The sequence below is a fragment of the Rickettsia senegalensis genome, from assembly GCF_056135685.1.
Genome location: NZ_JBVYTQ010000001.1, coordinates 301,328 through 325,675, shown reverse-complemented (window position 1 = coordinate 325,675; position 24,348 = coordinate 301,328). Strand labels below are relative to the sequence as shown.

Here is a 24,348-nt window from a genome sequence, read left to right as displayed (position 1 = left end):
TCCTGCGGAAGCGGGAATCCAGTACTTTAAAGATCTTTAAAAGACTTTTTTAAAGCTCGATTTATCTCGCTTTACACTGGATTTCCGCTTTCGCGGGAATGACACCGAGCGGGCTTTTTGAGCCATGCAACAACACTGCTTCTAGCTAGGAATGACATAGGAAAGTTTCAATCATAAGCGGTTAAACTTGGCTATCTTATCAAATAACCCGCAAATATTCTGTAATAACGATAAGCGATTCTCTGCGATTTTTGGATCAGGATCATTAACGAGTACATTATCACAAAAGCTAGCAATAGGAGTTAATAGAGACGATAATAAATTTAAGGCTTTCTTGTAATCTTTATCAGCTATACTATCTATAATTTGTGGGGAAATTTTTTGCATTACTTCAAATAATTCTTTTTCAGGTTGTGTACTAAAGAGACTCGCATCAACTAAGCCGGTAATTTTCTGATTACCGATTATATTGCTAGCTCGTTTGTAAGCATTTAATAATTGCTTGCCTGCGTCTTCTATTAAAAATTCTTTTAACGCCTCAAGCTTAAATTTTGTATCTACTAAATTTAAGTCAAGAACAGCATTAATTAATAAAATATCATATTCATTTTTAAAGTAAAATTTTGCTCTTTCTTCAAAGAAAGATGTTATTAAATCTTTATCTGCTGAATTTCTATATAACTTTAAGGAAAAAATAATTAAATCATTTAAATTTAGCTCTAATTTATTTTCAAGTATTATTCTTATTATACCAAGAGCTTGACGTCTTAAGGCATATGGATCACCTGAGCCTGTTGGAGCTTCGCCTGCTATCATTAAACCGGTTAAACTATCTAGCTTATCGGCTAAAGCAAGCAAAGCTGTATTTCCACTTGGTACATTATCGCTTAAACCTTGCGGTTTATAATGGTCTCTAATTGCAGCGGCTATTGCTTCATTTAGCCTTTCATGCTTTGCATAATAATAACCCATAATACCTTGTAAATCAGGAAACTCTCCAACCATTTCAGAAACGAGGTCACTTTTGCAAAGTCTAGCTGCCGTAGTTAAATTGCTATTGTTTGAAGCTATATGACCGCAAATTTTGGTTATACGCTCAACTTTTTCTCTTAAGTTACCAAGTTTTGCATGGAATGTAACATTTGTTAGCTTATCTAATCTTGATTCTAAAGTTTTAGCTATATCCTGCTTATAAAAATATAAACCATCCGAAAGCCTTGCTGATAGTACTTTCTCGTTACCTTGAATAACAAGTTCAGCATTTGCAGATCTGCCGTTACTTACAAACAGAAAATATTGTGCAAAATTTCCTGTTTTATCAAATAAACAAAAATATTTCTGATGCGTACGCATCGAAGAAATTAGCACTTCCTTAGGTAATTCTAAGAATTTTTGTGGGATTTTTCCAAGCAATACAACAGGAAATTCACTCAGCCCTGCTACATCTTCAATTAAACGATTATCTTCTTTTATGTTTAGATTATGAGAATTTGCCAGTTCCAATAAGCCTGTTTTAATTATTTCTTCTCTCTTTGTTCTTTCTAAAATAACGTGATTTTCTGAAAGCTTGTTTTTGTAATCCTCAAAATCTGTTACTTTTAATTTTTTATTATCAGTTAAGCGATGCCCGTACGTAATATTATTAGCGGTTAAATGCCCAAATTGCAGCGGTAGTACTTCGCTATCAAATATGCATAAAATGTTACGCAGTGGTCTAACCCATTTTATTTTGTAATCACCCCAAAACATCGATTTTGCCCAGCTATATTTATTAATAGCATCTATAATAATCTCCGGCAAAATCTCTTTTATTTCTCTTTCTTCTGTCTTTTTGACAAAGAAATAATATAGCTGATTATTAATTAATTTAGTAGAAAGCTCTAATTTACTAACATTATGAGCTGTACAAAACCCATTAACTGCAGCTTCCGGAGCATCTATGCTCGGTCCTTTAATTTCCGTTTCTTTCGGTAAAGTTACTTTCGGTAAGTGGGTAGCATACAATGTTATCCTACGAGGTCCTACAAATGCTTGTACTTTTGCAAATATTTCGTTTTCTTCAAAAATTTTCGTGAATATGTTTAAATAACCCTCTTCAGCATTTTTTTGCATGAATGCAGGTATTTCTTCACTAAATAGCTCTAATAATAATTCACTCACCGCTTAACTCCAACCATTTCATACAACAAATTTTAGTTAAGTGCTGTACTCTTAAAATATAAGAGGCACGCTCAGTAACGCTAATTACCCCAAGTGCATCTAATCGATTAAAGGCATCGCTTGCTTTTGTACATTCGTAATAAGCAACATGTGGTACATTTTCTTTTATTAACCTCTCACATTGTTCTTCGCTATCTTTAAAATGTCGTACTAACATCTCACTATCTGCAAGCTCTAAATTATATTTTGAGTATTGTCGTTCAGCCTCAAAATCAACTTCCCCGTATTTTAAAGCTTTTTCTCCTACCTGCCCATTCCAATCCAGTTCCTTTACTTCATCGACACCTTGAATATATAATGCAAGCCTCTCAAGCCCATAAGTGATTTCACCGGCAACGGGACGGCATTCAATACCACCGATTTGCTGCATATAAGTAAATTGGGATACTTCCATACCGTCACACCATACCTCCCAACCAAGCCCCCAAGCCCCGAGCGTCGGCGACTTCCAATCATCTTCAACAAAACGAATATCATGCGTTTTTAAATCTATGCCTAAACATTCTAAGCTTTTAAAATATAAATCTTGAATATTATCCGGCGATGGCTTTAAGATGACCTGAAACTGATAGTAATGTTGCATTCTGTTAGGGTGCATGCCGTATCTGCTATCGCCTGGTCTTCTTGATGGCTGAACATATGCAACAGACCAAGGTTTTGAGCCAAGACATCTAAGTACCGTTGCAGGGTGAAATGTACCTGCTCCAACATGAGCATCGTAAGGCTGCAAGATTGCACAGCCGTAATCCTGCCAGTAATTTTGCAAGGTTAGTATAATTTGCTGAAATGATAGTTTTTTCATAAATAATTATGGTTATTATGTCATTCCCGCAGAAGCGGGAATCTAGTAAAGCATATAAAAAACAAATTTTTATATGCTTATTTATCAAATATGCACTTTTGTACAATGTCACGCAGCTTTGTTGTATGGCTCAGAAAAAGCATACAATGTCATTCCTGCGTGGATTAATTTCGCCGCTGTCATTCTGTGATTTATTCGGCGTTGTTGCATGGCTCGTTTTATGTCATTCCTGCGAAAGCAGGAATCCAAAAAATATAAATACAGCAATTTTTAAAATTAAAAGCTGGGGCCATCTCGCTTTATGATGGATTCCCGCTTTTGCGGGAATGACATAAAGAACAATGACCGGTCTACGCAACAAGACCTACGGCTGCTCGCAATGACGAAATAGCATAACACAAAGTTCTTAATAATACTCCTTACCGATCTCGATTTTAGGGCGGTTATTAGCTACACGCCAATCGTTAGTATCACGGAAAGAATAAACACAGCCGCAAAATTCTTGCTTATAAAAATTCTCTTCTTTGGCGATTTCATACATCCTACTAGCACCACCGTCTTTACGCCAATTGTAAGTCCAATATGTTATCCCCTCATAATGAGATGCGGCTCTAATCCCTGATTCATTAATTTGGTTCATATCTTTCCATCTAGAAATACCAAGCGAACTAGTTATAACCTTAAAATCGTTTTCATAAGCATATAAAGCCGTACGCTCGAAACGCATATCAAAACACATTGTACAGCGTTTACCTCTCTCAGGCTCAAACTCCATCCCTTTAGCACGCCTAAACCAATTTTGCGGATCATAATCTGCGTCGATAAATTCTATATTATGCTTCTCGGCAAACTTAATATTTTCATTCTTACGAAGCTCATATTCTTTTTTAGGATGAATATTAGGATTATAGAAAAAAAGCGTAAACTTAATACCAGTATCGATCATTTTCTCCATTAAAGGACTAACGCACGGAGCACAACAACAATGGAGTAAAACCTTACTTTCACCGTCCGGTACTTCAAAAATTTCACTCATGATTAGCTGACCAAATTCTTTTTATATGTTTCTTTATAGAATTTTAGGATTATAGAAGATAACAAAGCAAGTGCAATTAAATAATATGCAATAGCATAATTGTCTCCGGTAACTTTCGTTAATATCATTGCTAACATTGGAGCAGTACCGCCAAATATAGCAGCTGCAAGGTTGTATGAAAGTGCAACACCGGTAAATCTTATGCTAGTTGGAAATATCTCTACTAAAACCGTTGGGATAGGTCCCATATAAATAGCGATAATTCCAGCAAATATTACTTGAGATATTATAGCTAAAGTAAAGTTCATTGATCCTAAGGCTAGAAAAATAGGATAGACTGATAAAATTAACAAGATAATCCCCCATATTAGTACAGGACGCCGCCCCACTTTATCCGAAACATACGCAGATATAGGAAATACTATCATCATTACGATTAATATTATACTACTAACAATTGTGCTTTGCTGACTAGTATAACCAAGCGTTTGCATAAAATTACCGATAAAAACCGTAGAGGTATAAAAAGGAGCAGTTACGGTAATATAAAGACCAAGTGCGATAATTAGTTCTTTTGGGTATTTTGTTAATGTTTCTCGTAAAGGAAAACGTGCTAAACGCCCTGTTTCCTTAGCTTTTTTATAAATAGGGCTTTCTGCTAGGTTTTTTCTAATATATAAACCTACAGAGCTAATAAATAAACCGGCAATAAAAGGTATTCTCCGGCCCCATTCAAATAGCATATCGGCGGGCATAAAATAAGAAAAACTGGCTGCTGTAGCAAGTCCAAGCAGCATACCGCCGCACATACTAACGAATGAACTACTCCCCGCAAGTCCTCGCTGCTCGAACGAAGCATGTTCTACAATATACGAAATACAGCCGCTAAACTCCCCTCCTAAAGAAAACCCTTGTATGAGTCTTATAACAGTTAAAATAATAGGAGCGGCAATACCTATAGTTTTATAGCCTGGTAAGAGACCTATCCCGGCAGTCGGTATTGCCATAGTTATAACACCTATTACCAAAGCGGTACGTCTGCCGGATCTATCACCGATATTACCGAAAATAATACCGCCGAGCGGTCGTACTATAAAGCCTGCAGCAAATACCGCAAAAGTTAAAGTCTCTCGCATTTTTGAATCCGAAAAAAAATGCTGCCCTATAATATAAGCAAATTGAGCATATAATGCATAATCATACCATTCTAAAGCATTGCCGATCATGCCGGATATTACTACTTTTCTCATTAAGTTATTTTATTGATTTTAAAAAAGATAATAAGAGGAATATTTTATATTCTCAAGTAAAAACATAATCCGAACAAAATAAGAGAGTAGTTTTATACGAAGATCAAATTTAAAAAGAGCAAGGAGTCTGTAAGCCGAGGAGCGGAGCGTGTATTAAACATTCAGCATCCGAGGACTTACAAAGACGACGTAGCCAATTTTTCAAGTGGGGCAAGTATACCCTATCTATGTTTTTCATTAACCACTTTCTTAGTTAATTTAGCATTTATTTGAGAAGGAGAAACTTTAATATTTTGTTTGATGTTTTTTGTTTTTTCTTGAGAGAGAAGACTTTCTTTATCATTTTGTAATGTTTTCATAAACTTATCTATATTGCTTTGTTCTAGTTTTATTGCATTATCATTATTTAAAATTAATCCTCCAATTTTTTCACCAAGTTCAGGTGCATATCTGACTGCAAAAATCGATGCCGGTACAACTATGATAGAAAAAGTCGCTCCCGCAGTCGCAACACTAATTGCTCCGACTAATAAAGCACAAACAGCACCAGCTATTTTTCCGGTTGCTTGTTTAAATATATTACTTTTTTGTGTAAACGCTAAAGATATTTCTAATATTTTATTAAATTCTTTCTTTATATAGATTGTTGCTTCATCAATATTATTATATTTCTTCATTGCATACATTATAGAAGCCTTAAATAATTTTTTATGAGATTCCGCATAATTTATTATTTTGTCAAAATTCTTCTCTTTTAAAAGAGTTTTAAATATATTTTTAATTTTTTCTTTTTCGGTACTATTTATTTTTTCATCTCCAAAATAAACTTCTACAAGATTTTCTGCTATTATATCTTGTGATTGCTCTAAAATATTATTCTTATTTTGCTCATTTTCGTCTTCAGAAGTCATCATTATTGCAAATAACTCTAATGCTACGGAAAAATTATCATCGTTAATAACCCGCATACCTAAATAATTTTTGAGTCTAGAAATACATTTATTAATATATTTTTCAGCTTCCGGTTTAGAATTAAGCCTTAGCGTATAATCTATAGCAAGCATATTTGCAATAGTAGAGTAAGTAGATTTCGTAAGATTATTGACAAAATTATTAACAATATCTTTTTTAAATAAATTAGTATTTATGTTATTAAGTACTATTGTATTATTCATTTTAGTAATTTATTTTGAGGCTAATTCTCTGATATATAATATCAATTTAGCATAAATAAGATTAGGAGCGTGATTCACTGAAAGTTTATATACATTCTTAGGCGTTAACACTTCTTCATTACGCACTCGTACAAAAGATATAAGAGTATTAGGAGGCATATAAGAATAAATTTCAGAGAATATTTTTAAAAAAGTCAAAAAATCTGCACAGGCATATTTTATATTTATGCTATAATTATTTACATGAATCGATTCACCTTCTCCTCCTTCAATCGCCTGAACATTATTTTTAAAAAATACTGAATTTATAGATACGTCTATAGGTTCTACTAAATCATATTTATTGCTTAAGCTTTTTATTTTAGGAATTAGTTCTTGATAATTTAAGCAACTCACATTACTTGGGACGCTTAAATCTACATATTTTTTGTAAGATTCTAATATTTCTTCTTTAGAGTTAATGACGGAATAAAGCTTTAAAACTTCCTCTGTTAAATTTTCTTGTGAAACTTGTTTATCAAGAATAGATTTACTGTATTCTTGCTGGAAATTTTTTATTATCCAAATAGTTAAGGAAATAAAGAAGAAATATATAATAAATTGAAAGAATATAAGATTCTTTAAATACATAATATATTTTTCAAACATTATCTTTACCTTGGGTTATTAGGCTTTGGTTTTTCGTCATTGCGAGAAGAATTACATAGTAATTCGACGAAGCAGTATCAGGAACTTGTTATTATTTCATGAGATTGCCACGCGATCAAAGATCGCTCGCAATGACGTTTTTAGTTTAATCAAGTCTTATCGTCAACTATATTAACCGATAAAGGAATTACTACCTTACCGAATATATCAAGTATTTTATCCTTATATATAACATGATCTATCTGCAAATTAGATAATTTATTTTTTACGTTTTGCATATGATCATCTAGCATCTTTAGAGATTCATCTACCGATAGATTATTAGTATGATATTTAAGTATTAATTTGATTATTAATAGTCTCTTAGAAACTAACAAAATATTATCTATATTTGTTAATTCCCATTTAATTTCTTCTAATTTAAAAGCCGGATTTAAAGTAATTATAAGTCTGTTAAGCAAATCAAACGGTAGCGGTACCGGTGCTTCTAGTAATTTTTCTATTACATATAAATCAGCTAGGCTAGTAGTATTTTTAATATAAGGATATTTATATTTGATAATATCATATTCTTGATTTGTTGCATAATATTTTTCATTAATAGAGTTTATGTCTTTGTAATTCTGTTTTGTATTATATTTAATAATACCGACCACTAATATTAATATTATAAGTAATGCACTATATAATTTAAATGTCAGATCCTTTATAGTAACTAGTTTTTTTATTGATTTTAAATTATTATTATAAGCGGGAAAACTCTTATATTCTAGAAACAGCCTACTAATATTCGTATCTATAAATCTTTCTTTTTCTAGAGTTTGCTTATTTAGTGTATTATCAACCGGTATAAAGATTACAGAGCGATCTTCAAAATTTGTTGATTCTAATAAAGATTTTAACTCTTCATCTACTATAAGAATTATACAGGCTCTTTGATCAAGATTACTTATATAGTTTTTAAATAATATCAAACAATCATTAATTTCTTGTTCTATAATACCTTGAATATAGCCGGTTGTTTTATCAAATGGATACTCAAGATTTCTAATTGTTATTATATTATTTTTATGTTTGATAATAAATTTTATACCGCTAGCTTGTGAGACATATACACAAATTTGGAAATAATCATTATATTTATCATTTTCTATATTCTGAACTATTTTATTTATAATAACTTTTAGCTCTAACGTTAAAAAGTAAATTCCTTTTAAATCAAGCGATCTTTTATCTATAATACATGAAATTATATCACTTAAAGGTGTTTCAAATGGACACGACATAATTAAAGTCGACCAAATTTCACTTGGTGTAGTAGTAATTTCGTAAACACAATGCGCTATAATGTCTTCTTTATTAAAATAACCTTCGATAAATTGTTCAATAGGATCAATTTTAACTATTGACTGTAATATAGGTATTTGATCGTGCCGTGTCTTACATTCAGTACCGTCAAGTAAAAAATAAATATCGCTTTTTGGAAATTTACTAAAAAAGTTTTTATAAGGGTTTAAGTCTATCTGTTCCTGAGTAGGAATAAATAATTTATCCAATAATTTATTATCAAGAAAAATACTAAGAAATACACCTTTATTACCTAGTAACACCACGATCTTTTTTCTTTTGAAAGAAAATATTTTTAATTTTGTAACAAAATTAACAAAATGTAATTTGATCGAATCAAAAATATTTTTCATAAATAAATTTATTTTAATCATAATTCAGTGTATTTTACTATACTAGACGTCATTTCTGCATAGCTTGAAAAATCTGCTCTATGTCATTCCCGCGAAAGCGGGTATGACATAACCAAGCCATGTAGCAAGACACCGTATAGATGAAAATGACATAACATTAAATAATATATCTTACCATGACTAAATTTACCACCGAAGAAGTTAGAAGTAAATTTATAACTTACTTTAAAGCAAATAATCATACACATGTACCGGCTAGCTCGTTAATTCCACACAATGACCCTAGCTTAATGTTTGTTAATTCCGGAATGGTACAATTTAAAAATGTTTTTACCGGACAAGAAAAAAGACCTTATAACAAAGCGGTAACTAGTCAGAAATCTCTTAGAGCCGGTGGCAAGCATAACGACCTTGAGAATGTGGGTTATACAGCAAGACATCATACATTTTTTGAAATGTTAGGTAGTTTTTCATTCGGTGACTATTTTAAAGAACAAGCCATATATTACGCTTGGAATTTATTGACTAAAGAATTTGAGCTCCCAAAAGACAAGCTATATGTAACAGTCTATCATACCGACGACGAAGCAGCTTCTTACTGGAAAAAAATAGCAGGATTTAGGGATGATCACATAATAAGGATTAAAACAAACGATAATTTTTGGTCTATGGGCGATACGGGTCCTTGTGGTCCTTGCTCTGAAATTTTTTATGACCACGGAGAACAAATATACGGTGGGCTACCTGGCACCAAGGACGAAGACGGTGACAGATTTATCGAGATTTGGAATATGGTATTTATGCAATATGAACAAATCGATAAAGATACTAGAATAGAGTTACCGCAAAAATCTATCGATACCGGTATGGGCCTTGAGCGTATGACGGCGGTATTACAGCATGTTAACAATAATTATGACATAGATTTATTTCAGGAAATAATTAATTTTACCGAAAATATAGTAAAAGTGAAAATAGAGGGAGAAGCTAAATTTTCTTACCGAGTTATTGCCGACCACGTGCGAGCAAGTAGCTTTTTAATAGCTGACGGTGTTATCCCTTCAAATGAGGGGCGTGGTTACGTACTTCGCCGTATTATGAGGCGAGCCATGAGGCATGCTCATATGTTAGGCAGCAAAGAGCCGCTTATGTATAAATTACTGCCAAAACTTGTTGATTTAATAGGGAATGTTTATCCTGAACTTAAGAGAGCAGAAAGCTTTATCAGCAGCATCTTAGAACAAGAGGAAATTAGGTTTAAAACTACTTTAGAACGTGGATTAAAGCTACTTACCGAAGAAACAGAAACGCTAACAAAAGGTAATGAGTTGTCGGGGGAAATAGCGTTCAAACTATATGATACTTATGGATTTCCGCTTGATTTAACCGAAGATATTCTAAAAAATCGTGATATTTCCGTTGATCATAAGGGATTTGAAGAGCAGATGCTTGCACAAAAAGAACGCGCTAGAAAATCTTGGCTTGGCTCCGGTGAGTCCAAAACCGATCGGTTGTGGCTTGATGTTAAAGAACAGCATGGCAGTACGGAGTTTTTAGGATATACGCTTAATGAGGCAGAATGTAAAATAATTGCATTAATTAAAGATAATAATTTAGTTAATGATATAAAAGAGATGGATACGCAATTTCTGCTAATCAGCAATCAAACTCCTTTTTACGGTGAGTCCGGCGGTCAGATGGGTGATATTGGAGCGATATTTGCAAAAGATTCTGCAATAGAGGTAGTAGATACTGTAAAATATCTAGGCTCTATTATAGTCCACACATGTATTTTGAAAAAAGGGCAGATTAAAATAGGTGAAAATGCTAATTTTAGTATAGACATCAAATATAGACAAAATTTAAGGATTCATCACTCGGCCACGCATATATTACATGCAGTACTACACGAGGTGCTTGGTAAACATGTTACACAAAAAGGTTCTTTAGTCGCTCCGACTTATTTACGTTTTGATATTAGCCATTCTAAAGCCGTGACTAATGAAGAAATCACTTTAATCGAAGATAAGGTAAATGAGATTATTAGAGATAATCATGAAGTAGATACTACATTAATGACAACCGAAGATGCAGTCAAACAAGGAGCTATGGCACTGTTTGGCGAGAAATACGACTCTGAAGCTAGAGTAGTTAAGATGGGTGAGACTTCTTTAGAATTATGCGGCGGTACGCATGTCAGACGTACCGGTGACATCGGTTGCTTTAAAATCACAAGCGAAAGTGCTATAGCAGCTGGTGTTCGCAGAATTGAAGCAGTTTGCGGTGAATTCGTAATTAAATTAATGAGAGAAAAGGATGGTTTACTTAAATCAATAGAAAGCAGTTTAAAGACTAATAAAAACGAGCTTATTACTAAAGTAAACAACATTCTAGAGCGTAATAAAGAGCTTGAGAAAGAGCTTGAAAAAGTCCATTTAGCCCGTTTAGATTTAAGTATAGAGCAGATTGAAAAGCAAGCTGAAGATATAAAAGGAGTTAAGTTAATTTATCGATATATAGAGAATTTAGACAATAAAGTATTGCGTCAGGCTGCAGAAAATTTAACGAAAAAAGTAGAAGATTTAATAGTAGTATATATTACGGGTAATAACGATAAATTATCTATTACGGTTGCGGTGAGTAAAGCTATAACAGACAAATACAATGCAGGTATAATCGCAAAAGAACTCTCTTTATTCTTGGGAGGCAGCGGCGGAGGTGGACAGCCTTCGATTGCTCAAGCCGGAGGAAATGATATAGGTAAACTAACTAACATCCATGAAAAATTACATAGTTTTTTAACAGTGTCGTAGTGTACTAACTTAGGACGTGGTTGCGAGCAGTTGTGGGAGTTGTTGCATGACTCGTTTTATGTCATTCCCGCGTAGGCGGGAATCCAGAAAAAAGTACAAATACAGCAAATTTTTGAAATTAAAAGCTCGATTTATCTCGCTTTATGCTGAATTCCCGCCTACGCGGGAATGACATAGGTATCCACGCAACTATATATTATAATGCCGTTAAATTCCCGAGTGCTTCTACTAATTTATGGTTATTAGCAAAATTTTCTATCTCATTATGATTGCCGTAATGATCAAAATTTAGTAATAGTTTTTCTTGAGAATTTTTATAAAAAATGTTGGTAAATAAACGCATTTCGCCGTCAATTTTAACTTCTACTGCTTTATTTGTAATAGTTGAGATTTAATCTTACATTTAGTAAAATTAAGATAATATTAAATGGAGGATTAGAGATGAATCTAAATCAAAAAATAATAAAGCCAAAAATAGGATTACTAGAATTAGCTAGGAGTCTTGGTAGTATATCGTCAGCATATAAAGCTATGGGTTACAGTAGAGACAGTTATTATAGGTTTAAAGAGTTATATGAAACAGGAGGAGAAGAAGCATTATATGAGATTAGTCGGAAGAAGCCAATTATAGCGAATAGAGTTGATCCTGCCGTAGAGAGAGCAGTATTAGATATGGCAATAGAATACCCCGCTTATGGTCAGCTGCGAGTATCAAATGAGCTTAAAAAGACTGGTATTCTTGTATCACCTGGAGGAGTTAGATCTATTTGGCTACGTAATGATTTAAATAATATCAATAAAAGACTTAAAGCATTAGAAGCCAAAATGGCTCAGGATGGTATTGTTCTTACCGAAGCTCAGTTACAAGTATTAGAGAAACGGCGTAGCGAGAAAGAAGCTCATGGTGAGATTGATACACAGCATCCAGGTTATCTAGGATGCCAAGACACATATTATGTAGGTAATTTTAAAGGCATAGGCAAGGTATATTCTCAAGTGTTTATTGATAGTTACACTCGGGTTGCAGAGGCTAAACTATATACTGATAAAACAGCACTTACCGCTGCTGACATGCTTAATGATAGAGTGTTACCATGGTATGAGAGTCAGCAAATACCAGTACTTCGTATTTTAACTGATAGAGGTGGTGAGTATAAAGGTAATATAGAACATCATGCTTTTGAATTGTTCTTAAGCATTGAGGGTATTGAGCATACTACTACTAAAGCATATTCTCCTCAAACAAATGGTATGTGTGAACGTTTTAATAAAACTATGAAACAAGAATTCTTTGATACTGCTATGCGTAAAAAGATCTATACTGATCTTGATGATCTACAACTAGATCTTGATATTTGGCTAGAATATTATAATAATGAAAGACCGCATTCCGGTAAATATTGCTATGGAAAAACACCTATGCAGACTTTTATGGATAGTAAAAAGTTAGCTGTTGAAAAGAATAACGAAATCTTATATCTTGAATACTCATCTGACAGTCATAACTTATCAGACATTCAGATATAATTTTTATAATGTCTGTAAGATTAAATCTTGACTTCTACAACTGAAAAAACTAGAGAATTTCAAGGTGACTTTTTACTATCCATAAAAGTCTGCATAGGTGTTTTTCCATAGCAATATTTACCGGAATGCGGTCTTTCATTATTATAATATTCTAGCCAAATATCAAGATCTAGTTGTAGATCATCAAGATCAGTATAGATCTTTTTACGCATAGCAGTATCAAAGAATTCTTGTTTCATAGTTTTATTAAAACGTTCACACATACCATTTGTTTGAGGAGAATATGCTTTAGTAGTAGTATGCTCAATACCCTCAATGCTTAAGAACAATTCAAAAGCATGATGTTCTATATTACCTTTATACTCACCACCTCTATCAGTTAAAATACGAAGTACTGGTATTTGCTGACTCTCATACCATGGTAACACTCTATCATTAAGCATGTCAGCAGCGGTAAGTGCTGTTTTATCAGTATATAGTTTAGCCTCTGCAACCCGAGTGTAACTATCAATAAACACTTGAGAATATACCTTGCCTATGCCTTTAAAATTACCTACATAATATGTGTCTTGGCATCCTAGATAACCTGGATGCTGTGTATCAATCTCACCATGAGCTTCTTTCTCGCTACGCCGTTTCTCTAATACTTGTAACTGAGCTTCGGTAAGAACAATACCATCCTGAGCCATTTTGGCTTCTAATGCTTTAAGTCTTTTATTGATATTATTTAAATCATTACGTAGCCAAATAGATCTAACTCCTCCAGGTGATACAAGAATACCAGTCTTTTTAAGCTCATTTGATACTCGCAGCTGACCATAAGCGGGGTATTCTATTGCCATATCTAATACTGCTCTCTCTACGGCAGGATCAACTCTATTCGCTATAATTGGCTTCTTCCGACTAATCTCATATAACGCTTCTTCTCCTCCTGTTTCATATAACTCTTTAAACCTATAATAACTGTCTCTACTGTAACCCATAGCTTTATATGCTGACGATATACTACCAAGACTCCTAGCTAATTCTAGTAATCCTATTTTTGGCTTTATTATTTTTTGATTTAGATTCATCTCTAATCCTCCATTTAATATTATCTTAATTTTACTAAATGTAAGATTAAATCTCAACTATTACAAAATATCATCGGTAGGAAGGTATTACTTTCATTTATGTCATTCCTACTATTTAATATTTTAAGCTGTATTTATAGATACTATGGTCAAGCCACGGTGACAGAACAGATTAAATATTAATCAAATGGTTTCACTATAACCATTATTACTGCAATAACCATACAAATAGCTGGGATCTCATTAACTATACGATAAAATTTTTCTGAATGGATATTCTTGCCATTTGCAAAATCTTTTCGCCATCTTGCAAGTAAACCGTGAAATATCACTAAAATTAACACTGCGAACATTTTAACGTGAAACCAAGTATCAAGAGCAACAAACCCGTAAATATGAGCATTTATTAAACCAAATATAAATGTGCTAATCATTGCCGGGTTCATAATGAACCTGAGTAATTTTAGCTCCATCACTTGTAAGGTATTATCTAGCTCACTACCTATTTTAGCTTTGGTATGGTAAACATATATTCTAGGTAAGTAAAGAAGTCCTGCCATCCAGCATATAGCAGATATCAGATGGACTGACTTAAACCATAGATAGTAACTTGCCATTCTTTTCCTTGTTAATTTGTTAATTTACATAAACATTTAGTAAATTCGTTTGGACATATTCTTGTACTAGAGCTACTCGTAACTAAATTAGTATCAACCTTATTAATAAATTGTAGCAATATATTTGTCAAACTATTAATAAAAATTTTATTTGTTCCGAGTGTCGGAATTCGGATATATTGAATTTCATATTTATCTGCGATTAATTTATATTCAATATCAAGTTCTACTAGTGTTTCAACGTGCTCGGATACAAATGATATAGGTACGATAATTATGTCTTTTTTTAACTTTCCTGCTAGCTCTATTTCATCTTCCGTATTCGGTTTTAACCACTCTACAGGCCTTACTCTACTTTGATAAGTTATCTTATAATCTAGATCTTTTATATTTAACTCTTTAACTATTGCTTTTACTGTTTCTTTTATCTGAAAACTATAAGGATCGCCCGCTTTTATTATTTTTTGAGGTAATCCATGAGCAGAAAATAATATACGAAAATTTTTATCGTCATTGTATAGTTTTTCCTTAATCAATGAAACATGGCTTTTTATAAAGTCTTCTTCTAGAGGATAACAACAAATTATTTTAATTGGAATATCAATATCAAAGTTTTGTAAAAAATTTTTAACCGAAGATCCTGTCGTAGTACTTGAAAATTGAGGATATAGAGGCAATAATATTATTTCGTTTGGATTATATTTTTTTATTTGGTCTGTTACTTCTTCAGCAGACGGTGCTGAATATCTCATATTTATAAAAATAGCGAAATCTTCTTTTATGAGTTGCTTTAGTTTTTCGGTTAGTTCTAATTTCTGCTCCTCTGTTTCCTGAAGTAAAGAAGATTTACCACCGATTAAAGAATAAATTTTTTGAGATTTTCTCTCTCTAGTAGTAGAAATTATTTTTGCAATAATATAGCGTAATGGATTCGGTAGATTAATTATAGCTTTGTCATAGAATAAATTAAATAAAAAAGGTTTTACGGATTCAAGGTTTTTTGGACCTCCTAAATTAAAAAGTACTATTGCTATTCTTTTCTTCATATAACCTAACATATTCTGTCAAAAACTTCACATTTTCCGGAGGTGTTTCGGGCAAAATACCATGTCCTAAATTAAAGATAAAATTCTTTCCTTTCATTGTCTGAAGAATTTTATAAGCTTTTTCTTTGATAATTTCTTTATTAGTTAATAATACGACTGGATCTAAATTACCTTGTACTATTACTTTATCACTCCACTCTTTCATTTTTTCGAGAGGAACCATTTGATCTACGGCTAAAATATCTATAGGTACTTCTTTTATAAATTTTTCGTACAATAATCCCGCTCCTTTGGGAAAAGCAATTATAGGAGTTTTTGGAAAAGCTTCTTTTAGTTTTAATATAATTTTTTTTGTCGGCTTTATTACAAATTCAGTAAACTCCTCTTCTTCAAGTACTCCTGACCATGAATCAAAAAGCTTTAAAACATCTGCTCCCGATTTTGCTTGATTCATAAGATGATCAGCTGTTTTTTCCGTTATAAAATTCAACAATTCTTTAGCAAGTATTTTATTTTCATATATAAATTTTTTGCTCTTTTTAAAATCCTGTTTTCCTTTTCCTTCTAGCATGTAACTCATCACTGTCCAAGGACTACCTGCAAATCCTATTAAAGAAGTGGTGGGAGGTAATTCTTTTTTTACTTTTTTTATTATTTCATAAACTTTCTCTAATTTATTACTCGGATTGCTTTGTAGATATTTAAAATCTTCTTGTGATTTGAACCGCTTTAATATAGGTCCTATGTTTTCTTTAAAATCTACTTTCCATCCAAGAGCATGAGGTAAAACTAATATATCAGAAAAAATAATAGCTGCATCAAACTCATAACGTTTTATCGGTTGTAAAGTTACTTCCGTTGCTTTATTAACATCATAACAAAAATCTAGAAAATTTTTTGTTGTTTCTCTTACTTTTTTATATTCCGGCAAATATCTACCTGCTTGACGCATAAACCAAATAAGTATCTTATTACTATTTCCTTTTAATGGATTTATGATTTGCTTCATACTATTATTAAAAATATTAAATTAATAAATATATTTGTTATTTGTTGTTTATGTAAACAGAATTATGTAGATTAAATGTTTTAAACAAAGTTATCAACAAAATTTTCATTAAAATCTTCTTAAAAATATCGGCATTTTAATTATAATTCACATAAGTTTATAATGAATTTATACAAGTGGATAATTAAGTGTAAAATCCGTTTATAGCTTAGAAAAGACTATTTTTTCAAAGGAAAATGAGATTTATCCACAATTTTATCCACAAACTATTTATTTAAAAGAAAATATACTAGATTTACTTGATTTAATAAGGATCTGAGGAAATTTTTAATAGATTTTAATAGGAAAAATAATAAGTTATTAAAAAATTTATCCACAATTACATGTGTAAAGTATGACAAAGCTAATTATTCACTTGGTTTCAGACTCTTCTGTGCAAACTGCAAAATATGCAGCAAATTCTGCTCTTGCACAATTTACTTCCGTAAAACCAAAATTATATCATTGGCCAATGATTAGAAATTTGGAATTGCTAAATGAAGTATTAAGTAAAATAGAATCTAAACACGGGATAGTATTATACACGATTGCTGATCAAGAACTCCGAAAAGCTTTAACAAAATTTTGCTATGAATTAAAAATTCCATGTATTTCTGTAATAAGTAAGATTATTAAAGAAATGTCTGTTTTTTCAGGTATTGAAATAGAAAAAGAACAAAATTACAATTATAAATTCGATAAAACTTATTTTGATACACTCAATGCTATAGATTACGCCATAAGACATGATGACGGACAAATGCTTAATGAGCTGTCGGAGGCCGATATAATATTGATAGGTCCTTCTAGAACTTCTAAGACACCGACTTCCGTATTTTTAGCGTATAATGGTCTAAAAGCTGCCAATATTCCCTATGTTTATAATTGCCCCTTTCCTGATTTTATAGAAAAAGACATAGATCAACCAGTAGTAGGGCTCGTTATTAATCCAAATAGATTAATAGAGATAAGAGAAGCTAGGTTAAATTTATTACAAATTAACGAAAATAAAAGCTATACAGATTTTAATATAGTACAAAAAGAATGCTTAGAAGTTAGAAAAATTTGTGATCAAAGAAATTGGCCGGTAATCGACGTGTCAACTAGATCAATAGAGGAAACAGCAGCTTTAATAATGCGGATATATTATAATAGAAAAAAATAAATATAATAAATAAAAAAATTTTCATTATTTACAAGTAGAAGCCTGTACTTTATAATTTTATTTCTAAATATAGATGTTGTCCATATGAATATGAAAACAACATTATGTCACTCTAGGGTAGGTGGGAATCTAGGGTAAAGCGAGATAAATCGAGCTTTTCAAGGAATTTTAAAGTACTGGATCCCGCTTCCGCGGGAATAACATAAAAGCCATATGTACAGTACTACAAAAACACAAAGGAGAAATTATGGCAGATAAAATAACGGACAACTCTTTTAAAAAAGAAGTATCAGAATCGGACTTACCGGTACTGGTTGATTTTTGGGCAGAATGGTGTGGACCATGCAAAATGTTAACACCGATAATAGATGAAATCAGTAAAGAATTAAAAGGCAAAGTAAAAGTACTTAAAATGAATATAGAAAATAATCCTGAGACTCCTAATAAATTTAGAATAAAAACTATACCTACTTTAATTTTATTTAAAGAAGGTAAGCAGCTAGAAACGAAAACAGGAGTAAATCAAAATAACCCAAAGCAGGATATTTTAGATTGGATTAATAAATCTATTTAATAGTTATGTCACTTAACCATTCAAAAGTATTTATAGAAATAACAAATGGTTATGTAGAAGGTATAGATACTCATAAAAGAGCTCAAGGTTTAAAGCATTTTTTTTTGAAAAAAGGAGTTTCTCTTTCTCCAAATATACCTATATTAAACGATATTAACTTTTCTTGCCAAGAAGGAGAAAAAATAGCTTTTATAGGTAGTAACGGTTCCGGAAAAAGCTCTCTTTTGAAGTTAATCGCCGGAATATATCCGTTAAAATCCGGTACGGTTAAAGTTCATGGGGATATTGCTGCAATTATAGATATGGGGGTCGGTTTTGAGCCGGAACAAACCGGTCGTGAGAATATAAAAATGTTGATGCTATATAATAATATGTTAGATAAATATAGCAGGAAAATTGAAAAGGAGATTATAGATTTTTCGGAACTAGGTAATAAAATCGACTTACCGATAAAAAATTATAGTTCAGGAATGTTATCACGACTTGCTTTTTCTGTATCAATATTTCAAAATCCCCAAATTTTATTACTTGATGAAGTTTTTGCGGCAGGAGATAGCCGTTTTATAGAAAAATCTCTTAATTTAATGAAAAGTAAATTTAAAAATACCCCTATCTCGATAATAGTAAGTCATCAAGAAGAAATTATAAAAGATAATTGCGAAAGATGTATTTTATTAAAAGACGGCAATATTATAGGTGATGGAACACCGACGGAAATGTTTAAAATCTACAACCAACAACAAGGAAATTCATAAATGATAAAGTATTTTTTTTCTAAAAAATACTGGCGAGCAATAGCATTACTAGTTAAAGCTTCTATAATTAGGCAAAATAAGGATTCTTTTTTAGGTTCTTTATGGGGTTTAATTCAACCTTTTATTCACATAATGGTAATTTCATATTTTTTCGGTTTTTTATTAAGACAACCGAGAGAATTTATGGTAATGAACTTAGTCGGTGGTATTCCTTTATGGAGTTTTATAGTAAGCAGCCTAACGATTTGTTCAAGTTCTTTAGTTACACGTGATCAAATAATAAAAAAAGTTAGAATTTCTAAGACTTTTTTTCCTGTTGCGGATAGCTTAGGGCAATTATATACTTTAATTTGCTCATTTTCGGCAATGTATTTTGCTTTTATTTTATTATTTCCGGAAAAATTTTCTTGGCAAATAATATTTATGCCGATATTAATTTTGCCATTAATAATATGTGTGATTAGCGGTTCTATCGCAGTAGCATTTTTAACGCCGTATATTCGAGATATACCACAAATGTTGAGTGTTATTCTTGGAGTTATTTATTGGAGTATACCGATAGTTTATCCTTATTCACTAATTCCGGTATCTAAAAAAATATATTTTGAATTTAATCCGTTCTTTTTAGTTATAAGACCCGTACAAGCGTTGGTGATTGACGGAACATTACCGGATATGATGCTGATAGTTAAGTCTATTATAGTTGCATTTATTACTGTTAGTATCAGTTATTTAATTTACAGACAATTTTCTAAAAGAGTTATTTATTATTTATGAAACTTGGTTTTAATCTAAATTTTAATGAATTAGATTTAACCGGACTTAAAAAATTAGATCAAATATTTTTAGATTATCTCTTTAAAGCCGATAAATCTCTGCATAAAGATTTAATGTTATTTAGATCGACTCCTATCTCCATTATTCCACAAGATTATTCCGAATTTTTGCTAAAAATTTCCCCTCACTTAGACGATTTTTTAGCAGAGTTATTTTGTATTTCAAAAGAAGTAACGATATCAAGGTTAAAACATAAAGATTTTGATATTATTTATGAATGTAAAAGAAAATTTGTTCAGCGTGTTGCTGTAAAAAAATACCCACCGGAAAAAATAAAAGATATTGATTTTGAAGATGTGTATTTAAAGCTAACTGATTTAATAGGTACGAATTTTACCTCTAAAGAATTTGCCAAACAAATAATTATATGGCAACAGGATGAAGAGAATTTTGCAGAAGAGTTAGATATAGCAGCCAGGTATGCAGCATGTAGAGTGTCATCCCGTGGCTTGTCCGACACAAATCGCCATTGCGCGCGACTGAAAGGAGCGTGGCAATCTCATAAAAATGTCCTGAGATTGCCGCGTCGAGGCTTTGCCTCTCCTCGCAATGACGGAAAAGTTGACCCCGTGGACAAGCCACGGGATGACACTCTATTTACCCTCCCTCAAAAACTAGATAAAGAAAATCTAATAGATGATAAAAAAATATTAAAATATCAAAAAAACGAGAGAGTAGATTTTGACTATACAGATTCTTTTTTAAATCTAGATGAAGCCTTAAACGATTCTCATTATTGTATTTATTGCCATAAGCAGGATAAGGATAGCTGTTCTAAGGGGTTAATGCAAACTCAAGTTCGTCATTGCGAGGAGCGAAATGAGGTGACAATCTTGTCAAATCTCCTGAGATTGCCACGCTCCTTTCAGTCGTGTAGCTCAGACGGTTTAAAACAAGGCTGCCCTTTAAAGCAAAAAATTTCCGAGATGAATTATGTTAAGGCGCAAGGCTTTAACTTAAGTGCTCTTGCTATTATTGTTATTGATAATCCGATGGTTGCAGCAACGGGTCATAGGATTTGTAATGATTGCTCTAAAGCTTGTATTTACCAAAAGCAAGATCCGGTAAATATTCCTTTAATAGAATCAAATATTTTAGAAGAAACGCTTAAATTACCTTACGGACTCGAGATATATCTACTTCTTACCCGCTGGAATCCGCTTAATATTTATGCTCCGCTTCCGAAAAAACCCACTAATTATAATATTTTAGTTACCGGTCTTGGTCCTGCAGGTTTTAGTCTTAGCTATTATTTATTAAGGTCAGGCCACAATGTCACGGCTATTGACGGCTTAAAAATTACCCCTTTACCTTTTAACGTCCATAAGCCTATAAAATTTTGGCATGAATATAAAAATTTGTTATCGGAAAGAATGCCAAGAGGATTTGGAGGAGTAGCAGAATACGGTATAACTGTTCGGTGGGATAAAAACAATCTTGATATATTACGGTTAATACTCGAGAGAAATAACAATTTCAAATATTATGACGGGGTAGCTCTAGATTTTAATATAACGAAAGAACAGGCTTTCGATTTGGGTTTTGACCATATGGCTTTTTGCATTGGAGCAGGTCAGCCGAAAGTTTTAGATATAGAAAATTTTGAAGCTAAGGGCGTAAAAACAGCTTCTGACTTCTTAATGACTTTGCAAAACGGAGGAGCATTTTTGAAAAATTCTAATACTAATATGGTAATTAGAATGCCGATTGCGGTAATAGGCGGCGGCCTTACTTCCTTAGATGCAGCAACGGAAGGTTTATATTACTATAAAAAGCAAGTAGAGGAATTTGCTGAAAATTATATAGAAAAAGATTTAACGGATGAAGATAAAGAAATAGCTGAAGAATTTATTGCTCATGCAAAATTATTTAAAGAGGCTAAAAGTAATGAAGAATTAAGAAAGGTTTTTAATAAGCTTGGAGGAGCTACTGTTTATTATCGTGGAAGATTGCAAGATTCGCCGGCATATAAATTAAATCACGAAGAGCTAATATATACATTAGCACTCGGTGTTGATTTTAAAGAAAATATGCAACCTTTAAGGATTAATGTTGATAAATACGGTCATGTGGAGGGGGTGGAATTTAAGACTCGTCACTGCGAGCAGTCAAAGACTGCGTGGCAATCTCAGGAGTCTAGCTTGACAAGATTGCTGCGTCAATGCTACGCATTTCCTCGCAATGACGTTAAAGCCAAAACCGTAATCATGGCAATCGGTATTGAAAACAACACTCAATTCGATGAGGATAAATATAGTTATTTCGGTGATTGTAATCCTAAATATTCAGGTAGTGTAGTGAAAGCTCTTGCTAGCACTAAAGAGGGTTACGAGGCTATTAACAAAAGGCTTATAAATAATAACCCTAACTTTAAAGCTAGTTATAAAGATTTCTGTACGCAGCTTGATTATTTGCTAACTTCTAGGGTTAATAAAATAAATATCCTAGATGATAAAATTTTTGAGCTTATAATTCACTCACCGCTTGCTGCTAAAAATTTTAGGTTCGGACAGTTCTTTCGCTTACAAAATTATTCTGAAGATGCATCTAAGTTAATAGAGCCGGTAGCCTTAAGCCCTACCGATATAGATGTAGAAAAAGGTTTAATTAGATTTGTAGTTTATAAAGTCGGCAAATCTACTAGCTTATGTAAAACATTATCTGAAAATGAGAAAGTAGTATTAATGGGACCGACAGGCTCGCCGCTAGAAGTACCTCAAAATAAAAAAATAGTTATTGTTGATTCCGAAGTAGGTAATATAGGCTTATTAAAAGTTCTAAAAGAAAATAATAATGAAGTTATATTTGTTACCTATCCTGATATAAAAATCCGTAAATTAGTTTCAGTGGATATAGTAATAATTAATACTTCTCCTGACATAATAGAAGAATTACAAAATCTAAAAAATGAAATATTCGGTGAAAATACGGAGCTAATAGTTAGCGTTAATTCATCGATGCAATGTATGATGAAAGGAATCTGCGGACAATGTATACAAAAGGTTAAAGGAGAGCAGAAATATATTTTTGCATGTATTTGTCAAAATCAAAAAGCAGAAATAATTGATTTTAAGAGCTTAAAAACTCGTTTACGCCAAAATTCTTTACAAGAAAAAATGCTCCGTCATTGTGAGGAAAAACTTTAAGTTTTGACGAAGCAATCCCAGGATATTTGACGAGATTGCCACGCAGCCTACGGCTGCTCGCAATGACGGCTCGGTGTCTAAGGTTGATCAAGTTGCGGAACGAGAGAACCTATCACATTACTTCTCAAAACGACAAAATGCTCTACTACTATCTTGATTAAGAAAATCGATAATTTGCATTACTATAGAATTATTTTTGTATTTCTCAGCAACTTGTTTAATACGTTTAGCAAAATTACCTTCACCTGAGAAAATTTCTTCGATAGCCTTTAAAGCACTTAAAGAGTCTGCTTTATCAAACCCTTTTCTATTCATGCCGATTAGGTTTAAGCCCTCAAGCACCGCACGTTTACTACTCACAAGCCCGAACGGTATTACGTCCGCTCCGACCGGTGATAGCCCGCCAATCATCGAATATTCACCGATTCTAGCATATTGATGTACGGCAGATAGCCCGCCGATTATTGCGTAATCACCTACCCCAATATGACCTGCTAGGCTTACGTAATTAGCAAATACTACATTATTGCCGATTTTACAATCATGACCGATATGAACACCGACCATAAATAAATTATTATTTCCTACTCTTGTCACCATTCCGCCGCCTTGGCTTCCTGCTTGTACCGTAACATATTCTCTAATAGTATTATTAGAGCCGATTATCGTGCTTGATCTCTCATTAGCATATTTTAAGATTTGTGGAGGCTGGCCGATTGATGCAAAAGGGTAGATTACAGTGTTTTCACCGATTTCAGTAATCCCTTCAATTACCACATGAGATTTTAGCTCGACATTGTCATGAAGCACAACTTCAGGACCTACAATACAGTATGGACCGATTTTTACGTTTTTACCGAGCTTTGCCCCTTCTGCGATTAAACTAGTCGGATGTATATTAGAATTTGACACTATA

The 24,348-nt window shown here is 32.5% G+C and carries 19 protein-coding genes and 1 pseudogene; 7 read left to right on the top strand and 13 right to left on the bottom strand.

Annotated elements, in window-relative coordinates; translation table 11 throughout:
- Positions 1–171: 171 nt before the first annotated feature.
- From glyS to AC0ODJ_RS01635, 7 genes are all read right to left on the bottom strand, one after another.
- Positions 172–2,160, bottom strand: coding sequence for a glycine--tRNA ligase subunit beta (gene glyS, locus AC0ODJ_RS01665; protein WP_474464746.1), 1,989 nt, complete (start codon positions 2,158–2,160; stop codon positions 172–174).
- The gene (locus tag AC0ODJ_RS01660) at positions 2,153–3,022 is read right to left on the bottom strand and encodes a glycine--tRNA ligase subunit alpha (protein ID WP_218460515.1); all 870 of its coding nucleotides are present in this window, start codon (positions 3,020–3,022) and stop codon (positions 2,153–2,155) included. Before AC0ODJ_RS01660 ends, glyS begins: the two co-directional genes overlap by 8 nt.
- A gap of 406 nt (positions 3,023–3,428) precedes the next feature.
- Positions 3,429–4,058, bottom strand: coding sequence for an epoxyqueuosine reductase QueH (locus AC0ODJ_RS01655; protein WP_218460516.1), 630 nt, complete (start codon positions 4,056–4,058; stop codon positions 3,429–3,431).
- A 2-nt stretch (positions 4,059–4,060) separates the two neighbouring features.
- Positions 4,061–5,308, bottom strand: a complete 1,248-nt coding sequence (locus tag AC0ODJ_RS01650; RefSeq protein WP_474464743.1) for an MFS transporter — start codon at positions 5,306–5,308, stop codon at positions 4,061–4,063.
- A 221-nt stretch (positions 5,309–5,529) separates the two neighbouring features.
- Complete coding sequence (locus AC0ODJ_RS01645; protein ID WP_218460518.1) at positions 5,530–6,483, bottom strand: RP853 family protein; 954 nt, start codon at positions 6,481–6,483, stop codon at positions 5,530–5,532.
- A 9-nt stretch (positions 6,484–6,492) separates the two neighbouring features.
- Entirely contained in the window at positions 6,493–7,131 is a 639-nt protein-coding gene (locus tag AC0ODJ_RS01640; protein ID WP_218460519.1) for a hypothetical protein, read from the bottom strand.
- A 149-nt stretch (positions 7,132–7,280) separates the two neighbouring features.
- On the bottom strand, positions 7,281–8,852 hold the full coding sequence (locus tag AC0ODJ_RS01635) for a hypothetical protein (RefSeq protein ID WP_474464738.1): 1,572 nt from the start codon (positions 8,850–8,852) through the stop codon (positions 7,281–7,283).
- 155 nt (positions 8,853–9,007) lie between these two features.
- Here AC0ODJ_RS01635 and alaS point away from each other — a divergent pair, with 155 nt between their 5' ends.
- Positions 9,008–11,644, top strand: a complete 2,637-nt coding sequence (gene alaS / locus AC0ODJ_RS01630; protein ID WP_474464736.1) for an alanine--tRNA ligase — start codon at positions 9,008–9,010, stop codon at positions 11,642–11,644.
- Positions 11,645–11,840: 196 nt separating this feature from the next.
- Here the strand turns inward: alaS and AC0ODJ_RS01625 are convergent, their stop codons facing one another.
- Positions 11,841–11,987 carry a hypothetical protein gene (locus AC0ODJ_RS01625; protein ID WP_218460522.1) on the bottom strand — a complete coding sequence of 49 codons (147 nt, stop codon included), beginning with the start codon at positions 11,985–11,987 and terminating at the stop codon, positions 11,841–11,843.
- A gap of 98 nt (positions 11,988–12,085) precedes the next feature.
- Between AC0ODJ_RS01625 and AC0ODJ_RS01620 the strand changes: the two genes are divergently transcribed.
- Positions 12,086–13,171 carry an IS481 family transposase gene (locus AC0ODJ_RS01620; RefSeq protein ID WP_121834048.1) on the top strand — a complete coding sequence of 362 codons (1,086 nt, stop codon included), beginning with the start codon at positions 12,086–12,088 and terminating at the stop codon, positions 13,169–13,171.
- Positions 13,172–13,230: 59 nt separating this feature from the next.
- Here AC0ODJ_RS01620 and AC0ODJ_RS01615 read toward each other — a convergent pair whose 3' ends face one another.
- From AC0ODJ_RS01615 to hemE, 4 genes are all read right to left on the bottom strand, one after another.
- A complete protein-coding gene (locus tag AC0ODJ_RS01615; RefSeq protein WP_474465640.1) occupies positions 13,231–14,244 on the bottom strand; it encodes an IS481 family transposase in 1,014 nt (337 codons plus the stop codon).
- Positions 14,245–14,423: 179 nt separating this feature from the next.
- The gene (gene hemJ, locus AC0ODJ_RS01610) at positions 14,424–14,861 is read right to left on the bottom strand and encodes a protoporphyrinogen oxidase HemJ (protein ID WP_218460375.1); all 438 of its coding nucleotides are present in this window, start codon (positions 14,859–14,861) and stop codon (positions 14,424–14,426) included.
- Positions 14,862–14,872: 11 nt separating this feature from the next.
- Positions 14,873–15,919, bottom strand: a complete 1,047-nt coding sequence (hemH, locus tag AC0ODJ_RS01605) for a ferrochelatase (RefSeq protein WP_474464732.1) — start codon at positions 15,917–15,919, stop codon at positions 14,873–14,875.
- Positions 15,876–16,916: a uroporphyrinogen decarboxylase gene (hemE, locus tag AC0ODJ_RS01600; protein WP_474464729.1), complete on the bottom strand. Its 1,041-nt coding sequence runs from the start codon at positions 16,914–16,916 to the stop codon at positions 15,876–15,878. The genes hemH and hemE overlap by 44 nt, the downstream gene beginning before the upstream one ends.
- A 394-nt stretch (positions 16,917–17,310) precedes the next feature.
- Here hemE and AC0ODJ_RS01595 point away from each other — a divergent pair.
- The 5 genes and pseudogenes from AC0ODJ_RS01595 to AC0ODJ_RS01575 all read left to right on the top strand — a co-directional run bounded on the left by AC0ODJ_RS01595 (position 17,311) and on the right by AC0ODJ_RS01575 (position 23,432).
- Positions 17,311–18,133, top strand: a pseudogene (locus tag AC0ODJ_RS01595) (pyruvate, water dikinase regulatory protein).
- 234 nt (positions 18,134–18,367) lie between these two features.
- Positions 18,368–18,694: a thioredoxin gene (gene trxA / locus AC0ODJ_RS01590; protein WP_218460372.1), complete on the top strand. Its 327-nt coding sequence runs from the start codon at positions 18,368–18,370 to the stop codon at positions 18,692–18,694.
- Positions 18,695–18,699: 5 nt separating this feature from the next.
- Positions 18,700–19,449: an ABC transporter ATP-binding protein gene (locus AC0ODJ_RS01585; RefSeq protein WP_218460371.1), complete on the top strand. Its 750-nt coding sequence runs from the start codon at positions 18,700–18,702 to the stop codon at positions 19,447–19,449.
- Positions 19,450–20,226 (top strand): ABC transporter permease, encoded by a 777-nt coding sequence (locus AC0ODJ_RS01580; protein ID WP_218460370.1) that lies wholly within the window; start codon positions 19,450–19,452, stop codon positions 20,224–20,226. It abuts the gene before it with no gap.
- Positions 20,223–23,432 (top strand): 2-polyprenylphenol hydroxylase, encoded by a 3,210-nt coding sequence (locus tag AC0ODJ_RS01575; RefSeq protein ID WP_474464723.1) that lies wholly within the window; start codon positions 20,223–20,225, stop codon positions 23,430–23,432. Before AC0ODJ_RS01580 ends, AC0ODJ_RS01575 begins: the two co-directional genes overlap by 4 nt.
- A gap of 117 nt (positions 23,433–23,549) precedes the next feature.
- Here the strand turns inward: AC0ODJ_RS01575 and lpxA are convergent, their stop codons facing one another.
- A complete protein-coding gene (gene lpxA / locus AC0ODJ_RS01570) occupies positions 23,550–24,344 on the bottom strand; it encodes an acyl-ACP--UDP-N-acetylglucosamine O-acyltransferase (protein ID WP_474464721.1) in 795 nt (264 codons plus the stop codon).
- Between the last annotated feature and the right edge of the window lie 4 nt (positions 24,345–24,348).